Here is a 19,407-nt window from a genome sequence, read left to right on the forward strand (position 1 = left end):
CGTCACGGATCTGTTCTCCCACCGCGGGGATCAGGTCGGCTGGTTCAGTCGATTCGGGGTGCGACATCGGCGCCATAGAACCGGGGCTACGCCACTGACCGTCTGTACATGGCGTGTGGACCTGCAATTCTTACGAAGCGTAACGAAGAGGTACCAGGGGTACCGTGTTTTCCGTTCTCTCAAGGTCATCAAGAGGACCGGTGTGCTGTTCGACCGTTGGCTCATTCGGATCGCCGCGGAAGCTGGTGAGAACCGCGTCCCAATCGGCAGCGTCTGCGTATGGGCGAAGATGTTGGTAGGCGGCCGCAACATCTTCCCTTTCGGGAGTAACTGCCAGCAGCAGTTCGGTGGCGCGGTACAGCCACCGCAGACCATCGGTGTAGGAAGGCAAGCCGACGTCTAGGGCCTGGTGGATTCGGGCACGCACTTCATCTTGATCAGGTTCTGAGGCTTGTAGCAGTTGGCCGATCCGGACAACAGCGGCGTCGGGCAGTTGAGGGAACCAGTCAGCGAGATTTTTAGGCCATTCGTGCGTTTGTCCGAGTGCGCGTGAACGTAGCAGGTGGTATCCGCCGACAATCGCCCCTAGAGGGCTGGACACCTTGTCGTAGAGCATGGTTTCGGCGAGCGCATCGTAGTGGTCCGCGATAATCTGCGCGGCTGTAAGTTGGCCAGCTGCGTTGTAGGCCAGCAGTGCCTCGGCTCGCTCGATGTCGCTGTGAGCCTGCAATACGTATCCGGCATTGAAGCCCAGCTCATCGTCCCCCGTGTGGGTCAGGGTGACTGTGACTTGGTCGGTGGGGGGAAGAAGGACGCAGCGGTGCGCGATGTGGTCCCCGCCGACTTGCAGCACACATCCGCCAGCCTCGTCCATACCCCACTGCAGCGCTCCAGATCGCAGTACCAGAGCGATCGGTTCGAATGGCACCGGCGTCCAGGACTTCTGGTCCGCTGCCAGGCGCCACAGGCGAGCCCAGCTGCCGCTGTACAGCGCTGCCACCTCACGTTCCAGGGCGGGGAACGCATTGCTGCTGGTTGCTGCGTTATCCATCGACGGCTGTTCATCCTCAAGTGCAGTGCTGTGCGGCTTCAGGGTCACACGAGCGGCGCCACGCATGTCGGCGAACGCTGTGAGGACCTGACCGTCGGCGAGTTTCGCCTGAACGTACAGGGGGCCCTCTTTCACGTCCACTTTCGTGACCATTCCGCAGTGTGCCAGCGCGTGGATGGTGTGCCCTGTCTGCAGGTCGAGAACTTCGAGGGGCACTATCGACCCCTTGGGGGTGTGAGGTACCTCCAGGGACACGGCGAGGGCGCTCATGACGGGAGCGGCCGCCGGAAGCGGGTTTCCGTCCCAAGGGAGGTAGCGACGCAGACTGGCCGTGAGATCGACCGCGGAGGCGTTGGGGTTCTCCTGGGCGAGCAAAGCGACGGCACCCGCGACGTGCGCCGTGGCCATGCTGGTGCCACTCATTAGCTGGTACCCGCCACCAGGAGCAGCCGAGTGCACCTGCCAGCCGGGCGCAGCGACGTTGAGCTCACCCCACTGATCGTTGATGCCGCCGTTGGAGAAGAATGCCGTGGTCAGTGCCTTGTCGAGCGCGCCCACCGCGAGGATGGAGGGGCAGTTGGCGGGTCGATCAACGGGCGCCACGAACCCAGGTCGCTCGCTGCGGTTGCCCCCAGCGGCGACGATCACCGTGTCGAGGGCGAGCACGCGCTGGGCCAGCTTCTCGTACGTCTGCGGGAAGAGCTCACCTGGCTGGACGGGGACGCCGAGCGACATGGAGATCACTCGCGCGCCGCGGGCGACGGCCCAGGCCATGCCCGCCAGAATCTGCCCGTCGGTGCCGGTGCCCGCGTTGCTCAGCACCTTCGCCGCGAGAATCCGGGCCTCGCAGGCGACGCCGTAGCGGGGTCCCTGCTGAGGATTGACCGGACCTGCGGCGGTGCCGATGCAGTGTGTGCCGTGCCCGTGCATGTCCTCGACACTTTCTCCGGGCACGAAGGAGACCGCTGCCTCGATGCGGCCGGCTAGGTCCGGGTGGTCGGTGTCCACTCCGGTGTCGAGGAAGGCGATCTTCACATCACGGCCCGTCAGGTTGGACAGGTTGGACAGGTTGGTCCGGATCACTTGTAGGCCCCAGGTCCATTGCTGCTCGTCCCAGGCCGGGCCCTGGGAGGCGGCGGTTGTGGCCCTGGTGTGGCGGGCGACCACGTCCTCGTCACTGCGGTATGCCGGGAAGAATTCGGTCGGCGCTTGCGTCGCGACGGTGATCGGTGAGGCGTAGACAATGCGCTCCGGCTCCGCTGCGATGATCGACGATGTCGCCTCGGCCGTGGTCACCAGCGCATGGCGTTTCTCGGGCCGCACTTCGACGACCGCGGCGCCGAGTTCCTCGAAGAGCACCGAGACGTCGGGGCGCTCAAGGAAGGCAGTGACGGTCGCGGCCTCAATTCCTCCGACACGCTCGACGAACGCGATGTCGGCGTAGGAACGCAGCGCGTTCAGCCCGTTCTCCTGGTCACCTGGTTCGAGCAGCACCACGTATCGACCTGTGTACTCCGCGCCCTGGCCGGTGAGCCGATCGTGCTGCCCGCCGAAGGCGCGCCTGTCCATGGGGCCGTTCGCCATTCAATTCCCCACTTTCTGTGCGCTTCCCCCCTGGATCGTGACGTGTGCCGAATCACGGCGCGTCAGGTGCCAGGTTTGATGGGGCGTTGCTCCGCCGTGTGTGAACCGCGGGCACACGAGGCAGCGGCGGCAGCACTGCTACGGGGCGTGACCAAGACGTTCCATCAAGGTAGGAGGCTTGAAGCTGGTACCAGCAAGAGGCCGGAGCCTTCAGTTGCCATGGACCGGCTATCTGATTCCTGGTTTGGTGGAAGTTTCGGTGAGATGAGTCAAGGCTGAGGGTCGCGACCTCGGCGCTCTCGGGAGGGTCGTAGTCGATTTGGAGGGACACCAAGGGCGGTCCAGGAAGGTGGCCCAGAATCACGTTCTCCGACTCGCCGTCTGTGCGGCAGCACTGGCGCTCCCCTGTGGCCGGACCGAAGGGGCCGTAGGTCAGAAGATCCTGAACGGCATCTGCCAGCTTGCGATAACGGACCACCCACGTGTCGTTGTTCCCGGGGTCCTCGCCCCCTGCGCCGCGGAGCGCGGCCAGGAGTGCTTGCGTGAAATATGTGACCTGCCCAGGCGCTCCGAGGGCGGTACCGCCCTTGCGGGTGGCAAGTAGGACCGGCGTGTTCCTGTCGGCGTTGCCCCCCATGATGGGTGGTATGAGCGGGTCTCCAAGGGTGTCAAATGTTTTGAGCAAGTCCCATTTCACCTGGCGGCATGCGTCAGAGATGAAAATCTGAGTGTCCGCCTCACACCTGGCCATGCCGTACCGCATTCGGTTGAGGTCGATGCTCGTCGACATCGGATTTAGCGGTGCCTGGCCGAAGTCCTCCAAGAGGAGATACTGGTGATCCCGAGCGAAGCCATGACCACAGAAGTAGAACAGGGTGACGTTGGCCTTGTTTGCGTTGCAGCGTTCGATCCAACTGCTGGCCGCGAGTTGGGCGTTGGGAAGGTCTGCCGGCGCTATGTCATGGCCGTCGTATCTGTAGGGGTCGTCGCTTGTCGACATCAACAGCTCGATGCTGCCCAGCGGCACGCCTGAAGGGTGAGGGTAGTCGCCGGTGAGCCAGTCCAGGAAAGCACGAGCTGACAGCGCAGGCTCTTGGATCTGCTCAAGTCCCAGCGTGTTCGCCATCAATGGTCCCGAGCCACCAGGCAGGTGTCTGTAGGCGCCGACACCTATCACGAAGGCGTGCACGGCCGCGTCCCTCGTTTGCTTATCGAGGACTGTGGTCATCGTCCCCGTACCTCCTGGACACGGACGCCCAAACGCTGGAAGAACGATGGCTGCCCGAAGTAAGCACCATGGGCTCTGAGCAGGTCATGGCTTGGATAGCTGTAGTCGATCACGTCGGCGAAGATCGGCTCCAGCTTGTATGACAGCACGTCGTTGTAGTCGAAGACGTTGATCCAGTGCTCGACATTAGGCGGCTTGGCCACCTTGCGCCCTGCTGTGTCGTCGTCACTTACTGCGAGAACCTTCATTTCTTCCAGCAGTCCTACCTGGGAGCCCACTGTGCAGAGAACGTCTGCGGTCGTGTCCGTACAGAACCTCGACAGCATGTCGTAAGCGATCGCTCCACCCAGGCTGTGGCCAACGACGATCAAAGGGTCATCTGCGGTACGCCCCCTCATGCCCTCTTGCAGGGCAGCCATCACCCGGTCCGGTATCGGCCCGGGATCGGAAGTGCTCCCGCGTCCCTCGAGGTACACGAACACATCACCGAGAAAACGGGGGACTGTGGGCACGAGCAGCTCGCGTACGGCGTTCCATGCGGACTTTCCCACAAAATCGGCCGCCTCGTGGTGCAGGCGATCGACGCCTTCCCGCACTCGCTCCCACACCTCCCCGATGAAGCCGAGTCGTACTACAGGAGGCCCTACTGGCTCAGGTTCAGCGGCTTGAAGATCCTCTTGGAGGCGGCGGATGAACTGCTCGTCATCAACAAGCGTGGGCGGTTCAGTCGGCGCAAGCCAGGGAGGCGGAGCCGCTCTATGCGCGAGGGCGTACTGGGCCAGCGGGGCGGCCAGCGCCACCGATTGAGCCTCGTCGCCCTCAGCCACATGCACTGCGGCGAGGTACAGCAGATCGAGGGCGGCATCGAGGTCTAGCCGCGCCAAGGTGAGCAGTACAGCATCCGGAAGGGGAGCATCTGGGGCTGCTGCGGATGCCGCAGCAGCCAGCAAGAAGAAGGAGTCCTGCCCTGCGGAGCCAAGGGTTACGGCGTGTTCCCTGCCAGTGGGGACAGAATCGAGATTGAAGGCGAAGCGAACCCCAGCGTCACCCCAGTACGGGTTGATGACACCGGTGTCCGGCAGCCCTGCCGCTGCTAGGAAAACGTCTCGAAAAAGGGCGTCGCGAGTACCTACTACCTGATCGTAGCCAGGGCCCTTACGGTTGTTGACTCCGTGGATGAAGACGATGGGCATCTTGCCTCCCGTAGCCTCCAGAGGAAGCCCAATTGGGATATTGGACATGCCGGCCCATAGCGTCAGGATAGATCGCTGATTCCTCTTCCGCTTCCTGACAGGATCGGCGCCAGCCGAGACGTACAGAGGGTCCTGAGAGGGGGACGTGGCGCGGTGATGGCGCACCCCATATGGTCTGGACTGTTGCCCAATCAACCATCTCCTTTTACGACCAGCGCATGCCGATGTTGGAGAGTTGCTCCTCCCGCTCCGGGGTGAGGTTGCTGCCCGGGAGCGCTGGTTGCCGATCCACGCCCCGAGCTTGATGCCCCGCTGCCGCAAACGGCCCTGACGGCAGATCAGGCGGCTTCCGGTATCACGTAGCTGTGGGCGACGTCGCGGCGTTCGGCGGGACGGGCCTTGCGGCGGGTCAGCTGCCGTGTCATCAACGTGATTTGCCGCCCAAGTGATCAGAGACTCGCTCATCTCAAGCACCCGTTCTGGTCGCGGCAGTGACGGCGGGCCCTCATGATCGACGACCAGCACCGTTCCACTGCCCAGCGGCGCGGGAGAACGACGAAGCCCTTGGCGTCTGGTGGGCGCCGCACCGTGTTGATGGTGATGTCGAGGTACTGCTTCGCCCAGGGCACCAGACCGTTCCTGGCGCAGGCGGAGTCGGCCCAGACGATGGCGATCTCCGGGTGCGGCAGGGCCAGGCGGAACAGCAACTCCCGTGCCGCCAGGGACTCCTGGGCATGGGCGGGAGTGACCATGACCAGCAGGACGAGACTGCGATCACCGGAGTTGGTACGCGAGCAGGAGGGCCGGAACAGCGAACCGTCCGCGTGCGTGATCGACGCGCAGAGCGTGAAGGCCGCCACCAGCGTCTCCGTCTCAAGCCAGGGCACCGACACGGGCAAGAAAATCGTGGGCCGGAAACGCAGCATCGTGACCGACGCCCTTGGCCTCCTCCTCGCGGTACTGGTCACCGCAGCGAGCGTGCAGGACTCCGTGGCCGGCACCCAGTTCTCGACCGGGGCACCGCTGACCACGCCTCGATCCGGAAGGTATGGGTAGACGGCGGCTACCGCAAATACCTCGTCGAGCACGCCGCCACCCTTGGCATCGACATGGAAAGTGTCCAACGCGCCCCCGGGGCCAGGGGATTCACTCCGGTACCGAAGCGGTAGACGGTCGAGCGGACCTATCGCTGGCTGATGCTCCACCGCCGCCTGGCCCGCGACTATGAGACCCTCCCCGCCCGCTCCAAGGCCATGATCCACATGGCCATGTGCGACCTGATGGCCCACCGCCTCACCGGTGAGTCAGTCCACCATCTCCTGGCGCGACCCGACATCACCGGACCAACTCCCCATCCCGGGATGAAACAACGGGAGAAAACGACCTCTTACCTGATCGGGTGATAGCGCCACACCTGTTGCACGCGGTAGCGTCCTTCGCGCTGCTGCTGAGCTGCACGAATCCTCATCGGATCACGCTGCACGACGGTTGACCCCGCTAGAAGCGACGATGTCCCCGTGATCGGCGCTGTCCTGCCGCCTGACGGTCACGATGTCGCCGTCACAGATCGCCGCGTCGATCATGGAGTCGCCGGAGACCGTCAAGGCGAACAGATCGCCGTCGCCCACGACTTGGCGGGGCATGGAGTAGACGTCCTCAACCATCTCCTCAGCGAGCAGCGGGGCGCCGGCGGCGATCCGTCCGACGAGCGGCACCTCGACCGGGCGTTCGCTCCTATTTCCCAGGTCGGGCGCCCAGGAGGGCCTCACGCGGTAGGCGCGGGGGGTGTGCGGGTCGCGATAGAGAACACCTTTGCGTTCGAGAGCCATCAGCTGGTGGGCGACCGAGGACGTGCTGGCGAGCTTCACGGCCTTGCCGATCTCCCGCATCGACGGCGGGTAGCCCTGTCGGTCGACCGACTCCGTGATGTAGCGGACGATGGCCGCTTGGCGGCTCGTCAGTTCCCCTTCGGCGTTCCGGGGGCCCGGGGGACGGCCCCGGCGTACGGGCGCGCTGTTCTCCATCCCGGTCACCTCCCTGCAAGATTTTTACGGAAAGCGACCCTAACCCGCCATCCAGCGCAAATGGAACACCGTTTCGACCAGCCCCGCATGCAGCCAGATAAGGCGGCATCCCGCCACGTCAAGTGATCGCGGGTCCCCCACTTCACCCGACTCCAGCGAACACCTCCGCCCACGTAAGGGTGAAATGGGCAGCCGGCCAACCCGAGGGCGGATCGGGTCAGTTCGTATTCATCTCCAGCGGCGAGAGCGGTCAACGCACGCTCCTCCGGGGCGGCCTGGACTCTCCCGAGACCCCAGCCCGTGAAGGTCGCCGACCCGGAGCCGCCCCGTGACGGCTCCGACGTCTACCCGGAAACATTGGTCCGCTCGAACTGACGCGTCCGGCTCGCTCGCCGACGCTGGGAGCACCGGACCACTGCGTCAGCCTCGTCGAGGATCTCCTCCCCCGCTTCCCGCCCTACCGCCACGCCTAAGAGGTCGGCAAGCTGCTCGAATTCGCTGCCGTGTAGAAGTGTCCGGGCAGACCGATGCCTGCTGGGAGACGGCTCAGTCGTGGTAGCGGATGTAGCCGTCGCCGTCGGGGTCGGATCCGCTCTTGGTATAGGAGTGGACGTCTGCCCGGTTGCCGGAGGGCTTGTACAGGTAGATGGTGTCGCGGTCGTTGTTCCACAGGAAGTTGCAGTTGTCGCGGTAGACCACGTTGTACTTGTCGGAGTCGCTGCCGTGGCCGCCGCGCAGCTTTACGTAGTCGCCGGGCTCGAGGTAGTGGTTGGCGGGGAAGGTGAAGCGGTTGCCGGTGGCGTCCTTGACGACGTAGCCCTTGAGGTTGACGGTCGCCGTGGAGGAGTAGTTCTTGACCGTCAGGTACTCGGCGGCTGTGTTGCCGGAGGAGCAGCTGTTGGAGTCCCGGCCGGGTGCGTCGTACTGCACCCCGCGGACCTTGAGTGCCGAGCTGTACTCGGCGGCCTGAGCGGACACGGTGGGTGCCAGGGCGGCAACAGTGCCGGCGGTGACGGCTGCGGCCAGGATGGAGCGCTTACGCAAGATGGTCCTCCACGGTGGAACGAACGGTGCTGCATGTGGAGGACTGCAGGGCGCCTTCGGCAGTTGCACGTCAGAGGAGCTGTCACTCATTCGGGTGGCGGAGGATGGCTCGGTTTAACGAGGGTCGGCGACCGGTCCCTGCTTATCCGCCCGGCTGGTGACCTGCCGACAGGTGCCGCCGCGAGGGACGCGGGGGCTGGGCGGTGGGTGATTCCGTAGTCGCGGGTGAAGTGGTTGGCCTCCGTCGCCGATCCGGTCATCCGGTGCAGCCAGAACCCGTACGCCACCGACTCCATCTGCGCAGCCGTCAGATGCAGCTGCCACCGCCTCGCCCCGTGATCACACCGGGCCATACGTACTCGCTCCACCAATCCCTCCGCCAGCGGTACTCGCAACTGGCCGGCGAGGCCGACGAACAGGCGCAGTGCCGCCATCTGTGACGGCCGCAGCTCCACCAGCCGGTGTTCGGGGCCCGGCTCTTCCGGAGCGGCCTCGGGACAGGGGCGCAAGCGGGCGTAGAGCAGGAGGTCGTGGCCGGCCGGGGCGACGCGGGCCGCCCACAGGACTGCGGTGCCCTCCCACGCCGACAGCTCTGCCCGGTCCTCCCTGCTGGCGATCTCCACCAGCCCCCGGTCCGCCAGCGCCCGCACGCTCTGCCTCATCGGCAGCACATCCGCGTCCAGGACCCAGCCATGCACCGACGCCCGCGCCCGTTCCTCCAGCGCCCCGAGCACAGCGAGAACCTGCACCCCACCACCCATAGGCCCCCTCTCCCCCTCCCCGTAGATCAGCGCTCGAGGGCTCCAACGAGGCATGACGGGCGTAAGCAACGAACCGCCAAAACTGGCCTCCGGACGAACAGTTGCCTCCTTGCCAGCGGTGCCGTAGGAGATCCCGCGGTCCTTCAGCTTCATGGCGCCCAGCGTCTTGCGCAGGGCGTCGTAGGCGGCCCCACCTACCCGGCCGCTCACCCTGCCGCCATCACCTTCGCCGCTGTCGTCACCTCGCCAGCACCTTCGCTACCTCCTCACCTGACCGCCACGCAGCGGGGCAGCCGGTCTCACGAACCGCGCGTGCTCAGGGGGCCTCCAACCGGAGCCGTCCTGATGGCATCGCGTGCTGCAGGGCTCGGTCTTCTTGGTCAGCACTGGGACTGCTGAGGTGGGCGGTAATCTAGCTGCCCCGTTACTGCACGATACGGAAAGTGACTTACTGTGACCTCAGCTGCTGTTCCCGCCGCGATCTCAGACTTCTACTGCCACCAAGCCATCCCTGGCCTGGTGGACATCAAGGTCGTGACGCAGACGGACCGGGTGCTGGCGTTCCACCACACCAGGCCATCGCATCCGGTGCACATCGTGGTGGTGCCGAAGGTGCACGTTCCGTCGTTGGTGGACCTCGGGGAGGACAACGCCGATCTTCTCCTTGAGGTCATGGACGTCGTCCGGGAAGTCGCCGGGAAGGTGAGGGCGGAGCACGGCGCTGCGTCGATCACCACGAACGAGGGCCTGTACCAGGAGTCGCAGCACATGCACTGGCACGTCTATCACCGGGGTGAGACCGAGAAGGAGATCCTGGCGATGTACGGGCACCACGACGGCTGATCGCTACCGGTTGCGTGTGGGCCGCGGCCTGGCCACGGCCAGCACCTCGGTGGCTACCAGGCCGGCGGCGCGGTGGATTTCTGTGCGGTCGGGCTGCTGGGTGTCGCCGGAGGCGCTGGCCAGACGCACGCACGCTTCGGTCAGTTTGGCTCCATCCGTCAGTGCTTCGTCGTCGGGGATGACAAGGCACCGGCCGGGGTGGCGACTGGCGTAGGCGTGGGCGTTGTCGAGCTGGTCGCCGCGGCTGACGGAGGCAGGCAGGGGGATGAGCACGGCCGGCTTGGCGAGGGCTTCGATCTCGGCGAGGGTTGTTGCTCCAGCACGGCCGATGATCAGGTCGGCGAGCCAGAGCGCATCGGTCATCTCCTCGTGCAGATACTCCAGTTGCCGGTAGTTCTCGACGCCGGCCAGGGCGGGGTCGAGGTTGCCCGTGCCGCAGACGTGGATGACTGAGAAGTGGGCGCAGAGCTGGTTGAGCTGGCGGCGCACCGCGTCGTTGATGCGGGTGGAGCCCTGGCTGCCGCAGAAGATCAGCAGAACGGGGATGTGGGGCTTGAGACCCCAGTGCTGGCGCAGCCGGTCTGGGTTGCCGTCGGCGAGGTCGTGGCGCAGCGGAAGTCCGGTGAAGACCGTTTTCCTGTTGAGCCAGCGCGGGGCGGAGGAGGAGGGCGGGAGGGACAGGCAGACCCGGGAGGCCATGCGGGCGAGGATGGTGTTCGCGAGGCCGAGCGAGTGGTCGGATTCGTGAATGACGAGGGGTACCCGGTACAGCCAGGCCGCGATGCCGACGGGGACGGTGACGTAACCGCCTTTGCTGAAGACGACGTCCGGGCGCTCGCGCCGCACGGCCTTCCAGGCAGCGCCGATGCCGCGCAGCACGGTGAATGGCATGCGCAGGTTGCTCCAGGAGCCGTAGCGTTTCAGACCTGCTGAGGGGACCGGCCGGAAAGGCATATTCGCGTTCTTCGCGTATTCCTGCTCGATGCTGTCCGAGCGGCCGAAGAAGACGAGTTTGTGTGTGCTGTCTTGGCTTAGCTGGGCTGCTACCGCGAGAGCGGGGACGACATGCCCGGCGCTGCCGCCGCCGGTGATTCCAATTTTCATTGCACCGTGTCCGGTTCAGTTGGTCGTGGTCTTTTGATGGACTGTCTGTCCCGGCGAGAGTGGGTGCCGGTACGAGATGCAGGACGGTCCATCGGGCTGCTGTGCTGCTGCTGTTGGTCGGGTCGGCCGGACTCGAACCGGCTCCTCGGCAAGACTTTTGCCGTGCTCCGCCACTTAAGCTACGACCCGTCGGCGTTACACGAGATTAGGCATGAATGGACCGGGCAGTCAACGCACTGAGGGTAATTGGCCGCAAATTTCAGCCACTTCTTCTGTCGGTTTCTGATGTGATATGGAATTGATTTTCGGCGTGCGAATTTGGATGCCGCCGATGTGGTTCGCGACGGCATCACTCGGACGCTTTTTCGTCTGGTTGCTCGGTTAGCGGGTGCTGGGGAGGCTGGGGATTTGGCTGACGGGCATCGAGTCGTGGCGGCTGGACCAGCGGTCGATGACCTCGACGGTGGTGTCGGTCTGCTGCGGGGAGAGGACCAGGGCGTGGGGGACGCCGACCTGGCGGGCGTAGGCGAACTTTTCACCTGCTGCTTCCGGCCGGTCGTCGACGAGCAGGCGGATGCCGTGCTGCCGTAGCTGTCGGACGATCCGGTCGGTGCGCTCGCGCATCTCGGGCAGGTCGGCTCGCAGCACGATGAGGTGGAGATCGGCGGGGCCGCATCCGGGTTTCCAGCGCAGTCCGTGGTGGTCGCGGTGGAGGTCGGCGAGGGTTTGCAGGCAGCGGGTGATGCCGATGCCGGAGCAGGCCATGTGGGCGGGGCCGCGGTTGCCCTCGGGGACGGGGACGGTGAGGCCCATGGGGGCGGAGTACTGGGTGCCGAGTTCGAAGACGTGGGCGACTTCGATGGCGCGGATCGTGTGGTAGCGGCCGTTGTCGCAGCGGCCGCACCCCATGCCTTCGGCTGCGCGGTGCAGGGCGGTGCCCTCCGGCTTGAGCGGGGGCAGGCCCGGCGGGCCTGCCCAGGACAGGTGAGGGCGCAGTCCGTCGGCTCCGTCGGAGATGGAGAAGTCGTCCAGGTGGGCGACGGAGGTGTCGAAGTAGAGCTCGGTGTGTGAGCAGTCCCAGGGGGTCAGCGTCCCCGCCTGTTTTCCGAACAGGCCGGGCAGCGCGTCGGCTTGAAGGAGGTCGACGCGGGCTGCGCCGGAGGCGGCGGCGAGTTTGCGCGGGCTGACGTTCAGGTCTGAGCGGATGGCCACGGCCGCAGGAGCTATGGAGCCGTCCGGACGGGTGAGAGCGAAGGCGATGACGTTGACCACGGGGTCGTCGCAGACGTGGGGACGGCCGGCGATCACGGCGCCGTCGCCGCGGTGCCCGCAGTGGTCGCAGGCGAGGATGCCGCTCTGCCCGATGCCGCCCAGCACGAGGTGTTCGGTGGATGGTCCGGCGGCGATGGATCCGCCGTCGGCGGTTGCCTGGAACACGCCGGTCAGGCCCATGCCCAGCAGGGCGGCGCGGCAGGCGTCGTTGAGGAAGTCGATCGAGGCGCGCATCCCTTCGGCACTGGTGTCGAAGGTGTAGGCGTCCCCCATGACGAACTCGCGGCCTCGCATGAGGCCGCCGCGCGGGGAGAGCTCATCGCGGAACTTGGCGGTGCTCAGGTAGAGACGTACGGGCAGGTCGCGGTGGGATCGCAGGTGTTCGCGCACGGTGGCGACCGCGATCTCCTCGGAGGTCGGGGCCAGGCACATGTCCTCGCCGCTGCGGCTGCGGGTCGTCATCAGCGTGCCCTCGGCCTGGTAGACGTCCCAGCGGCCCGACTCCTCCCACAGGGTGCGGCTTTGCAGCGTGGGGAAGGCGACGGTGTTCGCGCCGCGGTCCTCGAACGCGTCGCGGGCGATGCGGGAGAGCCGGTCGTGGACGCGCAGGCCGAGCGGCAGCAGCGTGTGGACGCCGGTGGCGGCGGTCCGGCCGACGAAGCCGAGGGACTCGAGCAGGTTCATCGTGGTCAGCGTGGCGTTCACCGCCCGGGGACGCACGGGGGGCCACAGCTGGCTGGCGTACAGCGGAGTGTCAGTCATGGCCGGCTCCCAGCACCTTGGTTGTGAGTGCGTCCAGTTGCTTGGCGGTCGCGGCTATGTCGTGGCGGAGGGCATTGGCGGCCGCGGCCGCGCACAGTGCCCGGCGCGTGTGGGGTGCGGCGGCGATCTGGTCGACAGCGGCGGCCAGGGCGTGCGGGTCGCCGGTGGTGTAGGGCAGGCCGCCGGAGCCGAGGGTGTCGCGCAGTCCGGGCAGATCACCGAACACGACGGGCAGGCCGTGGGCCTGGGCCTCGACGGCGACCAGACCGAACGCCTCAAGCTGGGCGGTGGTGAACACCAAGGCGTCGAAGTCGGCGAAGCGCGTCCACAGGTCCTGGCGCGGCAGGAAGGGGGCGAACTGGACTCGGCCGGTGAGGCCGAGTTCGGCAGCCCGCGCGGTCAGGGCCGGCAGTTCGCTGCCGCTGCCGATGACGGTCAGGTGATGGTCGTGGCGGGTCAGTGCCAGCGCCTCGATCGCGGTGATGGTGGACTTGTTGCGGTCCAGACGGCCGGCGTGCAGCAGCCGCAGATTCTGTCTGTCGGCGGGCCGGGCGGTGGGTGTGGCGGGCAGGGGGATGCCCCACGGGATGATCACGAGCCGGTCGGTGAAGTGGCCGCCGGTGAGGGCGTCGACCTGGCCGGCCATGGCCTTGTTGGGCACGGCCACGGCTGTGCTCGCTGTGACGATTTCGGTCAGTGCCGCGCGGGCCTGCTCGCTGTCGGTGGCGGCGATGACGTCGGTTCCGTGGGCGATGGAGACCATCGGCGTGCTGCGGGCGGCACGGGCGAACGCGAGTGACAGGCCGAAGCCCAGATGCTGGGCGTGGATCACGTCGGCTCGGTGGGCGCGCAGGATCTCCTCGACTTCGCCGGTCAGCTCCGCCACGTACGTATCGAAGTGTGGCCCGTACGGTTCCTTGCCCGTAGTGAGGGTGACTGTCTGTTCGAAGCCGTGCTTCCAGGGCTTCGAGCCGAGCAGGGCCATGAAGGTGGCGTGGAAGCGCGGTGACAGCTGCTGGTAGACGTCGCTCGCCCAGATGGTGGAGCCGCAGGAGGGCTCCAGGGGCAGATCAATGCCGGTGATGATGCGGGGGCGGCTCACCGGGGCTCCCCCAGCGGTGCGCAGGACCGGTGCGAGGTGAAGGCGGCGCGCAGCATGACCGCCAGGCCGGCCCAGCCCACCGCGCAGGCGGCGTCGATGACCGACAGGCCCGGCTTGAAGCCCTGCCGCGGCCAGGCCTGGACGTAGTGGGGGTGGCGGGCGGCGAATTCGTTCCACACGACGGTGATGCCGTGCTGGGCGAGCGCGGAGGTGTCGAGGTACTGGCGGGTGCCCTCGCCGGCCCACAGTTGCTGTTCCTCGGCATGGGCGCAGATCTGGACCAGGCGCTCGTTCTTGTCGGCCGTGTTGGTGTGGGGCATCTCGGAGGTCAGGCGCAGGGTGGTCTGTGCGCCGAGGGCGACGGCGAGTTGGGTCACCAGGTCGAGGTTGAGGTCGACCAGCCAGCGGTGGCCGGCCGACAGAGGTGGGGCGATGGCTTGGAGGGCCTCGTCCAGGTGCGGGGTGCGGGCGTACGCGAGACGCAGGGTCTTGAGCATGCTGGCGGGATCGAAGCTCTCTGCGATCCGTGTCTCGCGCAGGAGTTGGCCGTGGCGGCGGGTGACCGGGACGGTGACCCAGGTGACGCCGTGGGCGGTCTTGATGCGGTTGCGGTTCTGCCAGCCGCGCTCGGTGTACTGCACCGTGTCATACAGGGCGACGGTGCTGCAGCCGATCAACGCCTCGCAGAACCCGAGCCAGGGCAGGAACGGCGGCTGTTCGATGTAGATCACGTGCTACTCCTTTTCCGCCGGGTGCGAGGGCGGGTGCAGCAGGGTGAGCAGAGGGGTCTCGAAGGCCTCGAAGGGGTGGCCCAGCGCGGCTGCGGCCGGGCGCAGCCGCCAGCCGGACTCGGCGGCGCGGTGCCGGGTGTAGTCCTCGCTGAGGTACCAGCGGCCGCCTTGCGTCGCGTGCCGGGACAGAGCGAGGACCTTCGCGTCGAGGAAGGGCTTGATGTCGATGAGGACGGTGGGGTGGAAGCCGCTGCGGGGCGCGTGCGGCTGGCCGTAGAGGACGGTGTGGCATGAGGTGACCCGGGTGGCGGCGTTGGAGGCGGCTTTGCCCAGCGCGAGGTGGTCCTGGTGGTCGTTGGCCGCTGTCGGGCTGTGGGTGATCAACGTGGTGCAGCCGAGGCGGACCAGTTCGCCTTCCACGCGCGAGATCAGGTCGCGGTCGGCGCGCAGGGCCCCGTCCATCAGGTCGAGACAGGTGATCTCGGCGCCTGTGCCGTCCCAGGCCTGGCGCACCTCGTCCCAGCGGTCCTGTGAGGCGATGCGGAGGCCGCGGGCCGCGTCGGCGAGGGAGACGCCGTTGACGCCGCGGCTGGCCATCACCACGGTCACTGCGGCGCCGAGTTGGCGGTAGCGGCGCAGCGTTCCGTAGGCCATCAGCTCGGCGTCGTCGGGGTGCGCGACCAACGCGACGACCCGCTCGGCCTCGGGTGTTGGGGGCACCGGGTCACCGCCTCTGGAAGTCGCGGTAGAGCTGGGACGGCATCGCTTGTTCGCCGGTCGCCTGGTACTTGCCGGAGTACAGCTCGATGTCGCCCTGGACCTTCCAGAAGGTCACTTGGGCGACGCGTAGGCGCGGGTAGATGCGTACCGGCTGTACCGCGTGGAGCTGCAATGTGAGATGGCCGTGCGACCCGATGTCGATCAGGTCGGCTGTGACGTGCACGAACAGGCCCAGTCTGGCCATCGAGGAGCGGGCCCGGATGATCGGCACGAACGTGTCGCTGCCGATGCGTTCCGCGGTGGACGCCAGGTAGATCCGTCCCGGGGAGAGCACCAGGCCGCCGTCGGGGATGGTGTGGTGCTCGAACGGGTTGTCGCGGGCGCAGTCGAGGTGTTCGTGGGTGTACCAGCCGATCCGGGTACCGAGGTGCACGTCGTAGGAGTTGGGGCTCAGCTGACCGGGATCGAAGGGATCGATGTCGATCTCTTTGGTCTTGACCCGGTGGTGGATTTCGGGGCCGGTGAGGATCATGCGATCACCTCCGGCGTGCGCACGTCCCCGGCGACCGCTTGCGGAGACCAGGCGGAGGGGACGCTGAGGTATCCGTAGGTGCCGAGGTAGGGCATGACCTGGCCGTTCGGCTCCCAGAAGCTGACCTGGCCCGTCCGCATGCCCGGATACACCCGTAGCGGCTGGACGACCACGATCTCCAGCGTCCACTGGTGGACGGAGCCGAGCTGGCCCAGGTCTGCGGACACCTGGAGAAAGCAGCCGAGCCGGCCGAGGGAGGAGCGGCCGATCAGACTCGGCACGTAGCGGTGGCTGCCGATGCGTTCGATGGTCGCGCCGAGGTAGGTGATGCCCGGCTGCAGGACGTAGCCGTCGGCGGGCAGATCAATCGTCTCCAGCTGTGCCGACGTGCGCGGATCTGCCACGGTGCCCGTCTGCACCTTGAGCTGGGGGCCGAGCCGGTAGTTGACGCTGTTGGGGTTGATCATGTCGGCGTTGAACGGGTCGAAGGTGATCTCGCCGCGTTCGACGGCCTCCTTGATCGCAGAGCCGGTCAGAATCACCGGGCACCCCCTGGCCCGACGTAGGTCTGCTTCAGCAGCCGCCGCTCCTGCAAGGGAAGGGCGTCCTGCTCCGCGCCCAGCGGCATCCGCCCGTGGGCGTAGCGCCACTGGTCGAACACCAGCAGCTCCCCCGGCGCCAGTCGCACCGTGGCCCGGTACTGGTGGGCGGCGTCGACCAGGCGGCTGAAGGCCTCAGCGATGGACGGCGCCGCGTGGTCGTCAATCGTGAGGAGTTCACCGCGCTGAAGGTGCGGCAGCATTTTGCTGGTGAACCGGATCGCAGCGTGGCCGTCGAGGCATTGGGGCAGCACGGCGAACCGGGGCAGGCTTTCGCCGACGCCGTGCACTCCCTCATCTGCGAAGTAGCGGAACACCGGCCGGCTCAGCAGGTTCCGGTCGGTGAGCGTCAGGGCTTCGGCGGCCGCCCGCAGGTCCGACAGAGCGGAGGCCCCGCCGCCGGCGGGGTCGGCGCGGACGCAGTACAGGGCGATGTAGCGCGGGCTTTCGGCGCGGTCGACGAGGTCCACGTGGAGCCGGTTCTCGCCGGTGCCGTGGGTCCGGCCCGGGTCGACGTCGGTGCGCACGCTCAGATCGCTCCAGCAGCCGTCGTCCGGGTAGACGCTGAGGACCGGACCGAGCGAGGAGAGCAGCCCGAGCGCCAGCTCCAGGTTGCGCTGGTGATCGCCCGGGTCCGGGAAGCGGACCAGAGCACGGCCGCTGCCGCTGCCGGTGAGCTGGGCAGCGAATTCCCGGGGCGCCGTCGGGCCGTGAGTGAGGGCGGGGGCATCGAGCGTCAGCAGGTCGTTCATAACAACTCCTGCAGGAGGGCAGAAAGGACACCGCGAAGGGTGCACGGCGGGGAGGCAGGCCGGGTGGGCAGATTCAGCCGGTCGGCGAGGTAGCGGGTGGTCGCGACGGCACACGCGCCGCCGGACGTGAGGTGAGAATCCTGGGCGGTGACGGGCTCCTCTCCCAGGGCACGGGCGTGGTCGCAGACCGTCTTCAGGGTGTGCGTGCCGTCCAGGAGGACGAGGTCCGCGTCGAAGGGCGCGCAGTCGGCCAGAGCCCGGCGCGTGACCTGTGTGGGCAGCCCGGTGCGGAGGCTGGCCAGGTTGAGAACGAACGCATCGGCGCCAACGGTCCTGCGTGCCTGTTCGGTGGCGGCGCGGGCCACGTCCCTGCGGGAGGCCAGGACGGCGGGAAGACGTCCGAGCGTCGATGCTCCCCAGGCGTCGTACGCGGCCACGACCGGGTCCAGGCCGTCCGGCTGTGCTGGTGGTTCGCTGGGGAAGGTCTCGACGGTGATCCGCGTCCTGCCCGGTTCCGGCAGGTCGATCTGGACGAGTCCGCGCCCGTTCTCCGGCGCCTTGATCACATGGCGGTATTCGGACGACCAGTGGTACCAGGCGCTGTGGCAGTGTCCGGACACGACTATCGGCAGGGGCCAGCCCTGCTCCTGGTCGGCGATGTCGTGGGCGAGACCGCTGTGGCTGATCCCGATGACGACGTCGGCACCCGCGGCCGTCAGCCGGTCACGTTCGACGGCAAGAAGCGTTGCCGTCGGTTCGTGGAAGGTGAAGCCGACGCGCTCCTGAAGCGGGATCGCTTCGAAGGCCTGCCGGCCGAGGTACCCGACGATCCCGACGCGCTGACCCCGCGAATCGAGCACGATGCTGCGCTCCCAGCGACCGGCGAAGCCCTGCGGCGGGCGGACGTTGGCGCACACCACCGGCGGAAACGTCTGTGGGTTCTCGAGCCGCATGAGGTCGGCGACATCGTGGTTGCCCGGCACGAGCGCGTCGTACAACTCTGTCAGGAGTCCTTGTTCGATGAGCCCTTGGGAGAAGGCGTGGAAGGCGTTGCCGCCGAAGAAATCGCCGGCATCCACCACGAGTGCCCCGTTGGCGCGTCGCCGGCGCAGCGCTGCCAGCAAGCCGCGTCCCTCGGGGACAGCGGAGTGAAAGTCGTTGGTGACGATCAGGGAGCAGGTCATCGGCTCCTCCGGATCGCGACCACCCGCAGCGTTCCAGGAGCTTTGGGCCAGAACTCGCCCCGGGAGATGCCGTCGATCTCCTCCCAGAGCAGGCCGTCATCGACGCCGGCGGCGCTGCGGTCCTCCAGGGTGCGGCGCGGCACCACCACCATTCCGCGCGTCACTTTGCGGGTGGCAGCGAACACGTGGGAGGCCAGTGCCACTGACAGCTCCCAGTCGAAGGGCAGGATCGACACCAGCACGCTGCCCTGGTCCAGCCCTCCGTCCAGGTCGATGCGGCGCACGTCGTTGATCGTGATGCGCGCCCGCCGGCCGAAGGGCTTCAGCCGGTCCTGCAGGATTCCGCCGAGCCGTACGTCCCGCTCCACGGCCCAGATCCGGCAGCCGGCGGCCGCGACGGCCGCGGACAGCGTGCCCAGACCTGCTCCCACTTCGAGGACCTGTGCCGCAGTGGTGAGTTCGGCGCAGTCCAGCAGCCGCCGAGCCGAGTCCGCAGAGCGCAGGAAGTGCTGGCCGAACTCGGCACGCGCAGCGAAACCGCTGCGCGCGAGAGCTTCGGCAGTACTGGACGTGCCAGTGCGCAGAAGCGGCGGCGCATCCCCAACTTGGCCCGCCACCTGGTCGTAGGACATGGCAGGCACCCCCTTTCGTATGGCTCTTGTGCCGCCTCGTGTGCTGCGACACCACGAGAATCGGCTCAACTGTTCGATTACGTCGATGGCTTGGAAGGAGTCCCGCGGGAGTCCCTCAGCGGTCACCGGCATCAGCTGGCCGACTGAGAGAGCACGGAGACGCGATCCTGGAGTGCGATGCCGGGCTGCGCCCGACATGCCCTTCCTCTGCGCGGACAGTGAGGCGGCCCCGTAGCCGAAGCCGCCTCCGACAGCGTCGCGCCAGTTCTGAGGGCGGTCATTGCGCATG

The 19,407-nt window shown here is 67.1% G+C and carries 16 protein-coding genes, 1 tRNA gene and 3 pseudogenes; 2 read left to right on the forward strand and 18 right to left on the reverse strand.

Annotated features, from left to right (window positions below; all coding sequences use genetic code 11):
* Positions 1-130 precede the first annotated feature (130 nt).
* From OG202_RS03870 to OG202_RS03885, 4 genes and pseudogenes are all read right to left on the reverse strand, one after another.
* The gene (locus OG202_RS03870) at positions 131-2,635 is read right to left on the reverse strand and encodes a S8 family serine peptidase (protein WP_328222285.1); all 2,505 of its coding nucleotides are present in this window, start codon (positions 2,633-2,635) and stop codon (positions 131-133) included.
* A gap of 52 nt (positions 2,636-2,687) precedes the next feature.
* Positions 2,688-3,863 carry a caspase family protein gene (locus OG202_RS03875; RefSeq protein ID WP_327731339.1) on the reverse strand — a complete coding sequence of 392 codons (1,176 nt, stop codon included), beginning with the start codon at positions 3,861-3,863 and terminating at the stop codon, positions 2,688-2,690.
* Entirely contained in the window at positions 3,860-5,056 is a 1,197-nt protein-coding gene (locus OG202_RS03880) for a hypothetical protein (protein WP_328222287.1), read from the reverse strand. The genes OG202_RS03875 and OG202_RS03880 overlap by 4 nt, the downstream gene beginning before the upstream one ends.
* 404 nt (positions 5,057-5,460) lie before the next feature.
* Positions 5,461-5,829: pseudogene (locus tag OG202_RS03885) on the reverse strand (transposase); the annotation flags it as partial.
* Here OG202_RS03885 and OG202_RS03890 point away from each other — a divergent pair.
* A pseudogene (locus tag OG202_RS03890) lies at positions 5,786-6,421 on the forward strand (transposase); the annotation flags it as partial. The pseudogenes OG202_RS03885 and OG202_RS03890 sit on opposite strands and share 44 nt — an antisense overlap.
* A 134-nt stretch (positions 6,422-6,555) precedes the next feature.
* Here the strand turns inward: OG202_RS03890 and lexA are convergent.
* The 3 genes and pseudogenes from lexA to OG202_RS03905 all read right to left on the reverse strand — a co-directional run.
* Positions 6,556-7,080 (reverse strand): annotated as a pseudogene (gene lexA, locus OG202_RS03895) (transcriptional repressor LexA); the annotation flags it as partial.
* Positions 7,081-7,626: 546 nt separating this feature from the next.
* Positions 7,627-8,124 (reverse strand): lamin tail domain-containing protein, encoded by a 498-nt coding sequence (locus tag OG202_RS03900; RefSeq protein WP_327731337.1) that lies wholly within the window; start codon positions 8,122-8,124, stop codon positions 7,627-7,629.
* Positions 8,125-8,210: 86 nt separating this feature from the next.
* Positions 8,211-9,095: a DUF6417 family protein gene (locus tag OG202_RS03905; protein WP_327731336.1), complete on the reverse strand. Its 885-nt coding sequence runs from the start codon at positions 9,093-9,095 to the stop codon at positions 8,211-8,213.
* A gap of 243 nt (positions 9,096-9,338) precedes the next feature.
* Here OG202_RS03905 and OG202_RS03910 point away from each other — a divergent pair, with 243 nt between their 5' ends.
* Positions 9,339-9,728, forward strand: a complete 390-nt coding sequence (locus OG202_RS03910) for an HIT family protein (RefSeq protein WP_327731335.1) — start codon at positions 9,339-9,341, stop codon at positions 9,726-9,728.
* 3 nt (positions 9,729-9,731) lie between these two features.
* Here OG202_RS03910 and OG202_RS03915 read toward each other — a convergent pair whose 3' ends face one another.
* The 11 genes from OG202_RS03915 to OG202_RS03965 form a co-directional block, all read right to left on the reverse strand.
* Positions 9,732-10,832 carry a UDP-N-acetylglucosamine--N-acetylmuramyl-(pentapeptide) pyrophosphoryl-undecaprenol N-acetylglucosamine transferase gene (locus OG202_RS03915; RefSeq protein WP_327731334.1) on the reverse strand — a complete coding sequence of 367 codons (1,101 nt, stop codon included), beginning with the start codon at positions 10,830-10,832 and terminating at the stop codon, positions 9,732-9,734.
* A 114-nt stretch (positions 10,833-10,946) separates the two neighbouring features.
* A tRNA-Thr gene (locus OG202_RS03920) sits at positions 10,947-11,021 on the reverse strand.
* A 192-nt stretch (positions 11,022-11,213) separates the two neighbouring features.
* The gene (locus OG202_RS03925) at positions 11,214-12,866 is read right to left on the reverse strand and encodes a proline--tRNA ligase (RefSeq protein ID WP_327731333.1); all 1,653 of its coding nucleotides are present in this window, start codon (positions 12,864-12,866) and stop codon (positions 11,214-11,216) included.
* Complete coding sequence (locus OG202_RS03930; RefSeq protein WP_327731332.1) at positions 12,859-13,968, reverse strand: glycosyltransferase family 4 protein; 1,110 nt, start codon at positions 13,966-13,968, stop codon at positions 12,859-12,861. Before OG202_RS03930 ends, OG202_RS03925 begins: the two co-directional genes overlap by 8 nt.
* Positions 13,965-14,699: a WbqC family protein gene (locus OG202_RS03935; RefSeq protein WP_327731331.1), complete on the reverse strand. Its 735-nt coding sequence runs from the start codon at positions 14,697-14,699 to the stop codon at positions 13,965-13,967. Before OG202_RS03935 ends, OG202_RS03930 begins: the two co-directional genes overlap by 4 nt.
* Before the next feature lie 3 nt (positions 14,700-14,702).
* Entirely contained in the window at positions 14,703-15,419 is a 717-nt protein-coding gene (locus OG202_RS03940; RefSeq protein ID WP_327731330.1) for a PIG-L deacetylase family protein, read from the reverse strand.
* 4 nt (positions 15,420-15,423) lie between these two features.
* Positions 15,424-15,951: a dCTP deaminase gene (dcd, locus tag OG202_RS03945; protein ID WP_327731329.1), complete on the reverse strand. Its 528-nt coding sequence runs from the start codon at positions 15,949-15,951 to the stop codon at positions 15,424-15,426.
* The gene (locus tag OG202_RS03950; RefSeq protein WP_327731328.1) at positions 15,948-16,493 is read right to left on the reverse strand and encodes a dCTP deaminase; all 546 of its coding nucleotides are present in this window, start codon (positions 16,491-16,493) and stop codon (positions 15,948-15,950) included. Before OG202_RS03950 ends, dcd begins: the two co-directional genes overlap by 4 nt.
* Positions 16,490-17,302 carry a TauD/TfdA family dioxygenase gene (locus tag OG202_RS03955; protein WP_327731327.1) on the reverse strand — a complete coding sequence of 271 codons (813 nt, stop codon included), beginning with the start codon at positions 17,300-17,302 and terminating at the stop codon, positions 16,490-16,492. The genes OG202_RS03950 and OG202_RS03955 overlap by 4 nt, the downstream gene beginning before the upstream one ends.
* Positions 17,299-18,486 carry a metallophosphoesterase gene (locus OG202_RS03960; protein ID WP_327731326.1) on the reverse strand — a complete coding sequence of 396 codons (1,188 nt, stop codon included), beginning with the start codon at positions 18,484-18,486 and terminating at the stop codon, positions 17,299-17,301. Before OG202_RS03960 ends, OG202_RS03955 begins: the two co-directional genes overlap by 4 nt.
* A complete protein-coding gene (locus OG202_RS03965; RefSeq protein WP_327731325.1) occupies positions 18,483-19,118 on the reverse strand; it encodes an rRNA adenine N-6-methyltransferase family protein in 636 nt (211 codons plus the stop codon). Before OG202_RS03965 ends, OG202_RS03960 begins: the two co-directional genes overlap by 4 nt.
* Between the last annotated feature and the right edge of the window lie 289 nt (positions 19,119-19,407).

This window comes from Streptomyces sp. NBC_00310, assembly GCF_036208085.1.
Lineage (GTDB): Bacteria > Actinomycetota > Actinomycetes > Streptomycetales > Streptomycetaceae > Streptomyces.

Bases quoted from the DNA above. Each gene is read 5' to 3' on its own strand.
- dcd (WP_327731329.1), bottom strand. From the start codon at position 15,951: ATGATCCTCACCGGCCCCGAAATCCACCACCGGGTCAAGACCAAAGAG.
- OG202_RS03875 (WP_327731339.1), bottom strand. From the start codon at position 3,863: ATGACCACAGTCCTCGATAAGCAAACGAGGGACGCGGCCGTGCACGCC.
- OG202_RS03915 (WP_327731334.1), bottom strand. From the start codon at position 10,832: ATGAAAATTGGAATCACCGGCGGCGGCAGCGCCGGGCATGTCGTCCCC.
- OG202_RS03880 (WP_328222287.1), bottom strand. From the start codon at position 5,056: ATGCCCATCGTCTTCATCCACGGAGTCAACAACCGTAAGGGCCCTGGC.
- OG202_RS03870 (WP_328222285.1), bottom strand. From the start codon at position 2,635: ATGGCGAACGGCCCCATGGACAGGCGCGCCTTCGGCGGGCAGCACGAT.
- OG202_RS03925 (WP_327731333.1), bottom strand. From the start codon at position 12,866: ATGACTGACACTCCGCTGTACGCCAGCCAGCTGTGGCCCCCCGTGCGT.
- OG202_RS03960 (WP_327731326.1), bottom strand. From the start codon at position 18,486: ATGACCTGCTCCCTGATCGTCACCAACGACTTTCACTCCGCTGTCCCC.
- OG202_RS03955 (WP_327731327.1), bottom strand. From the start codon at position 17,302: ATGAACGACCTGCTGACGCTCGATGCCCCCGCCCTCACTCACGGCCCG.
- OG202_RS03965 (WP_327731325.1), bottom strand. From the start codon at position 19,118: ATGTCCTACGACCAGGTGGCGGGCCAAGTTGGGGATGCGCCGCCGCTT.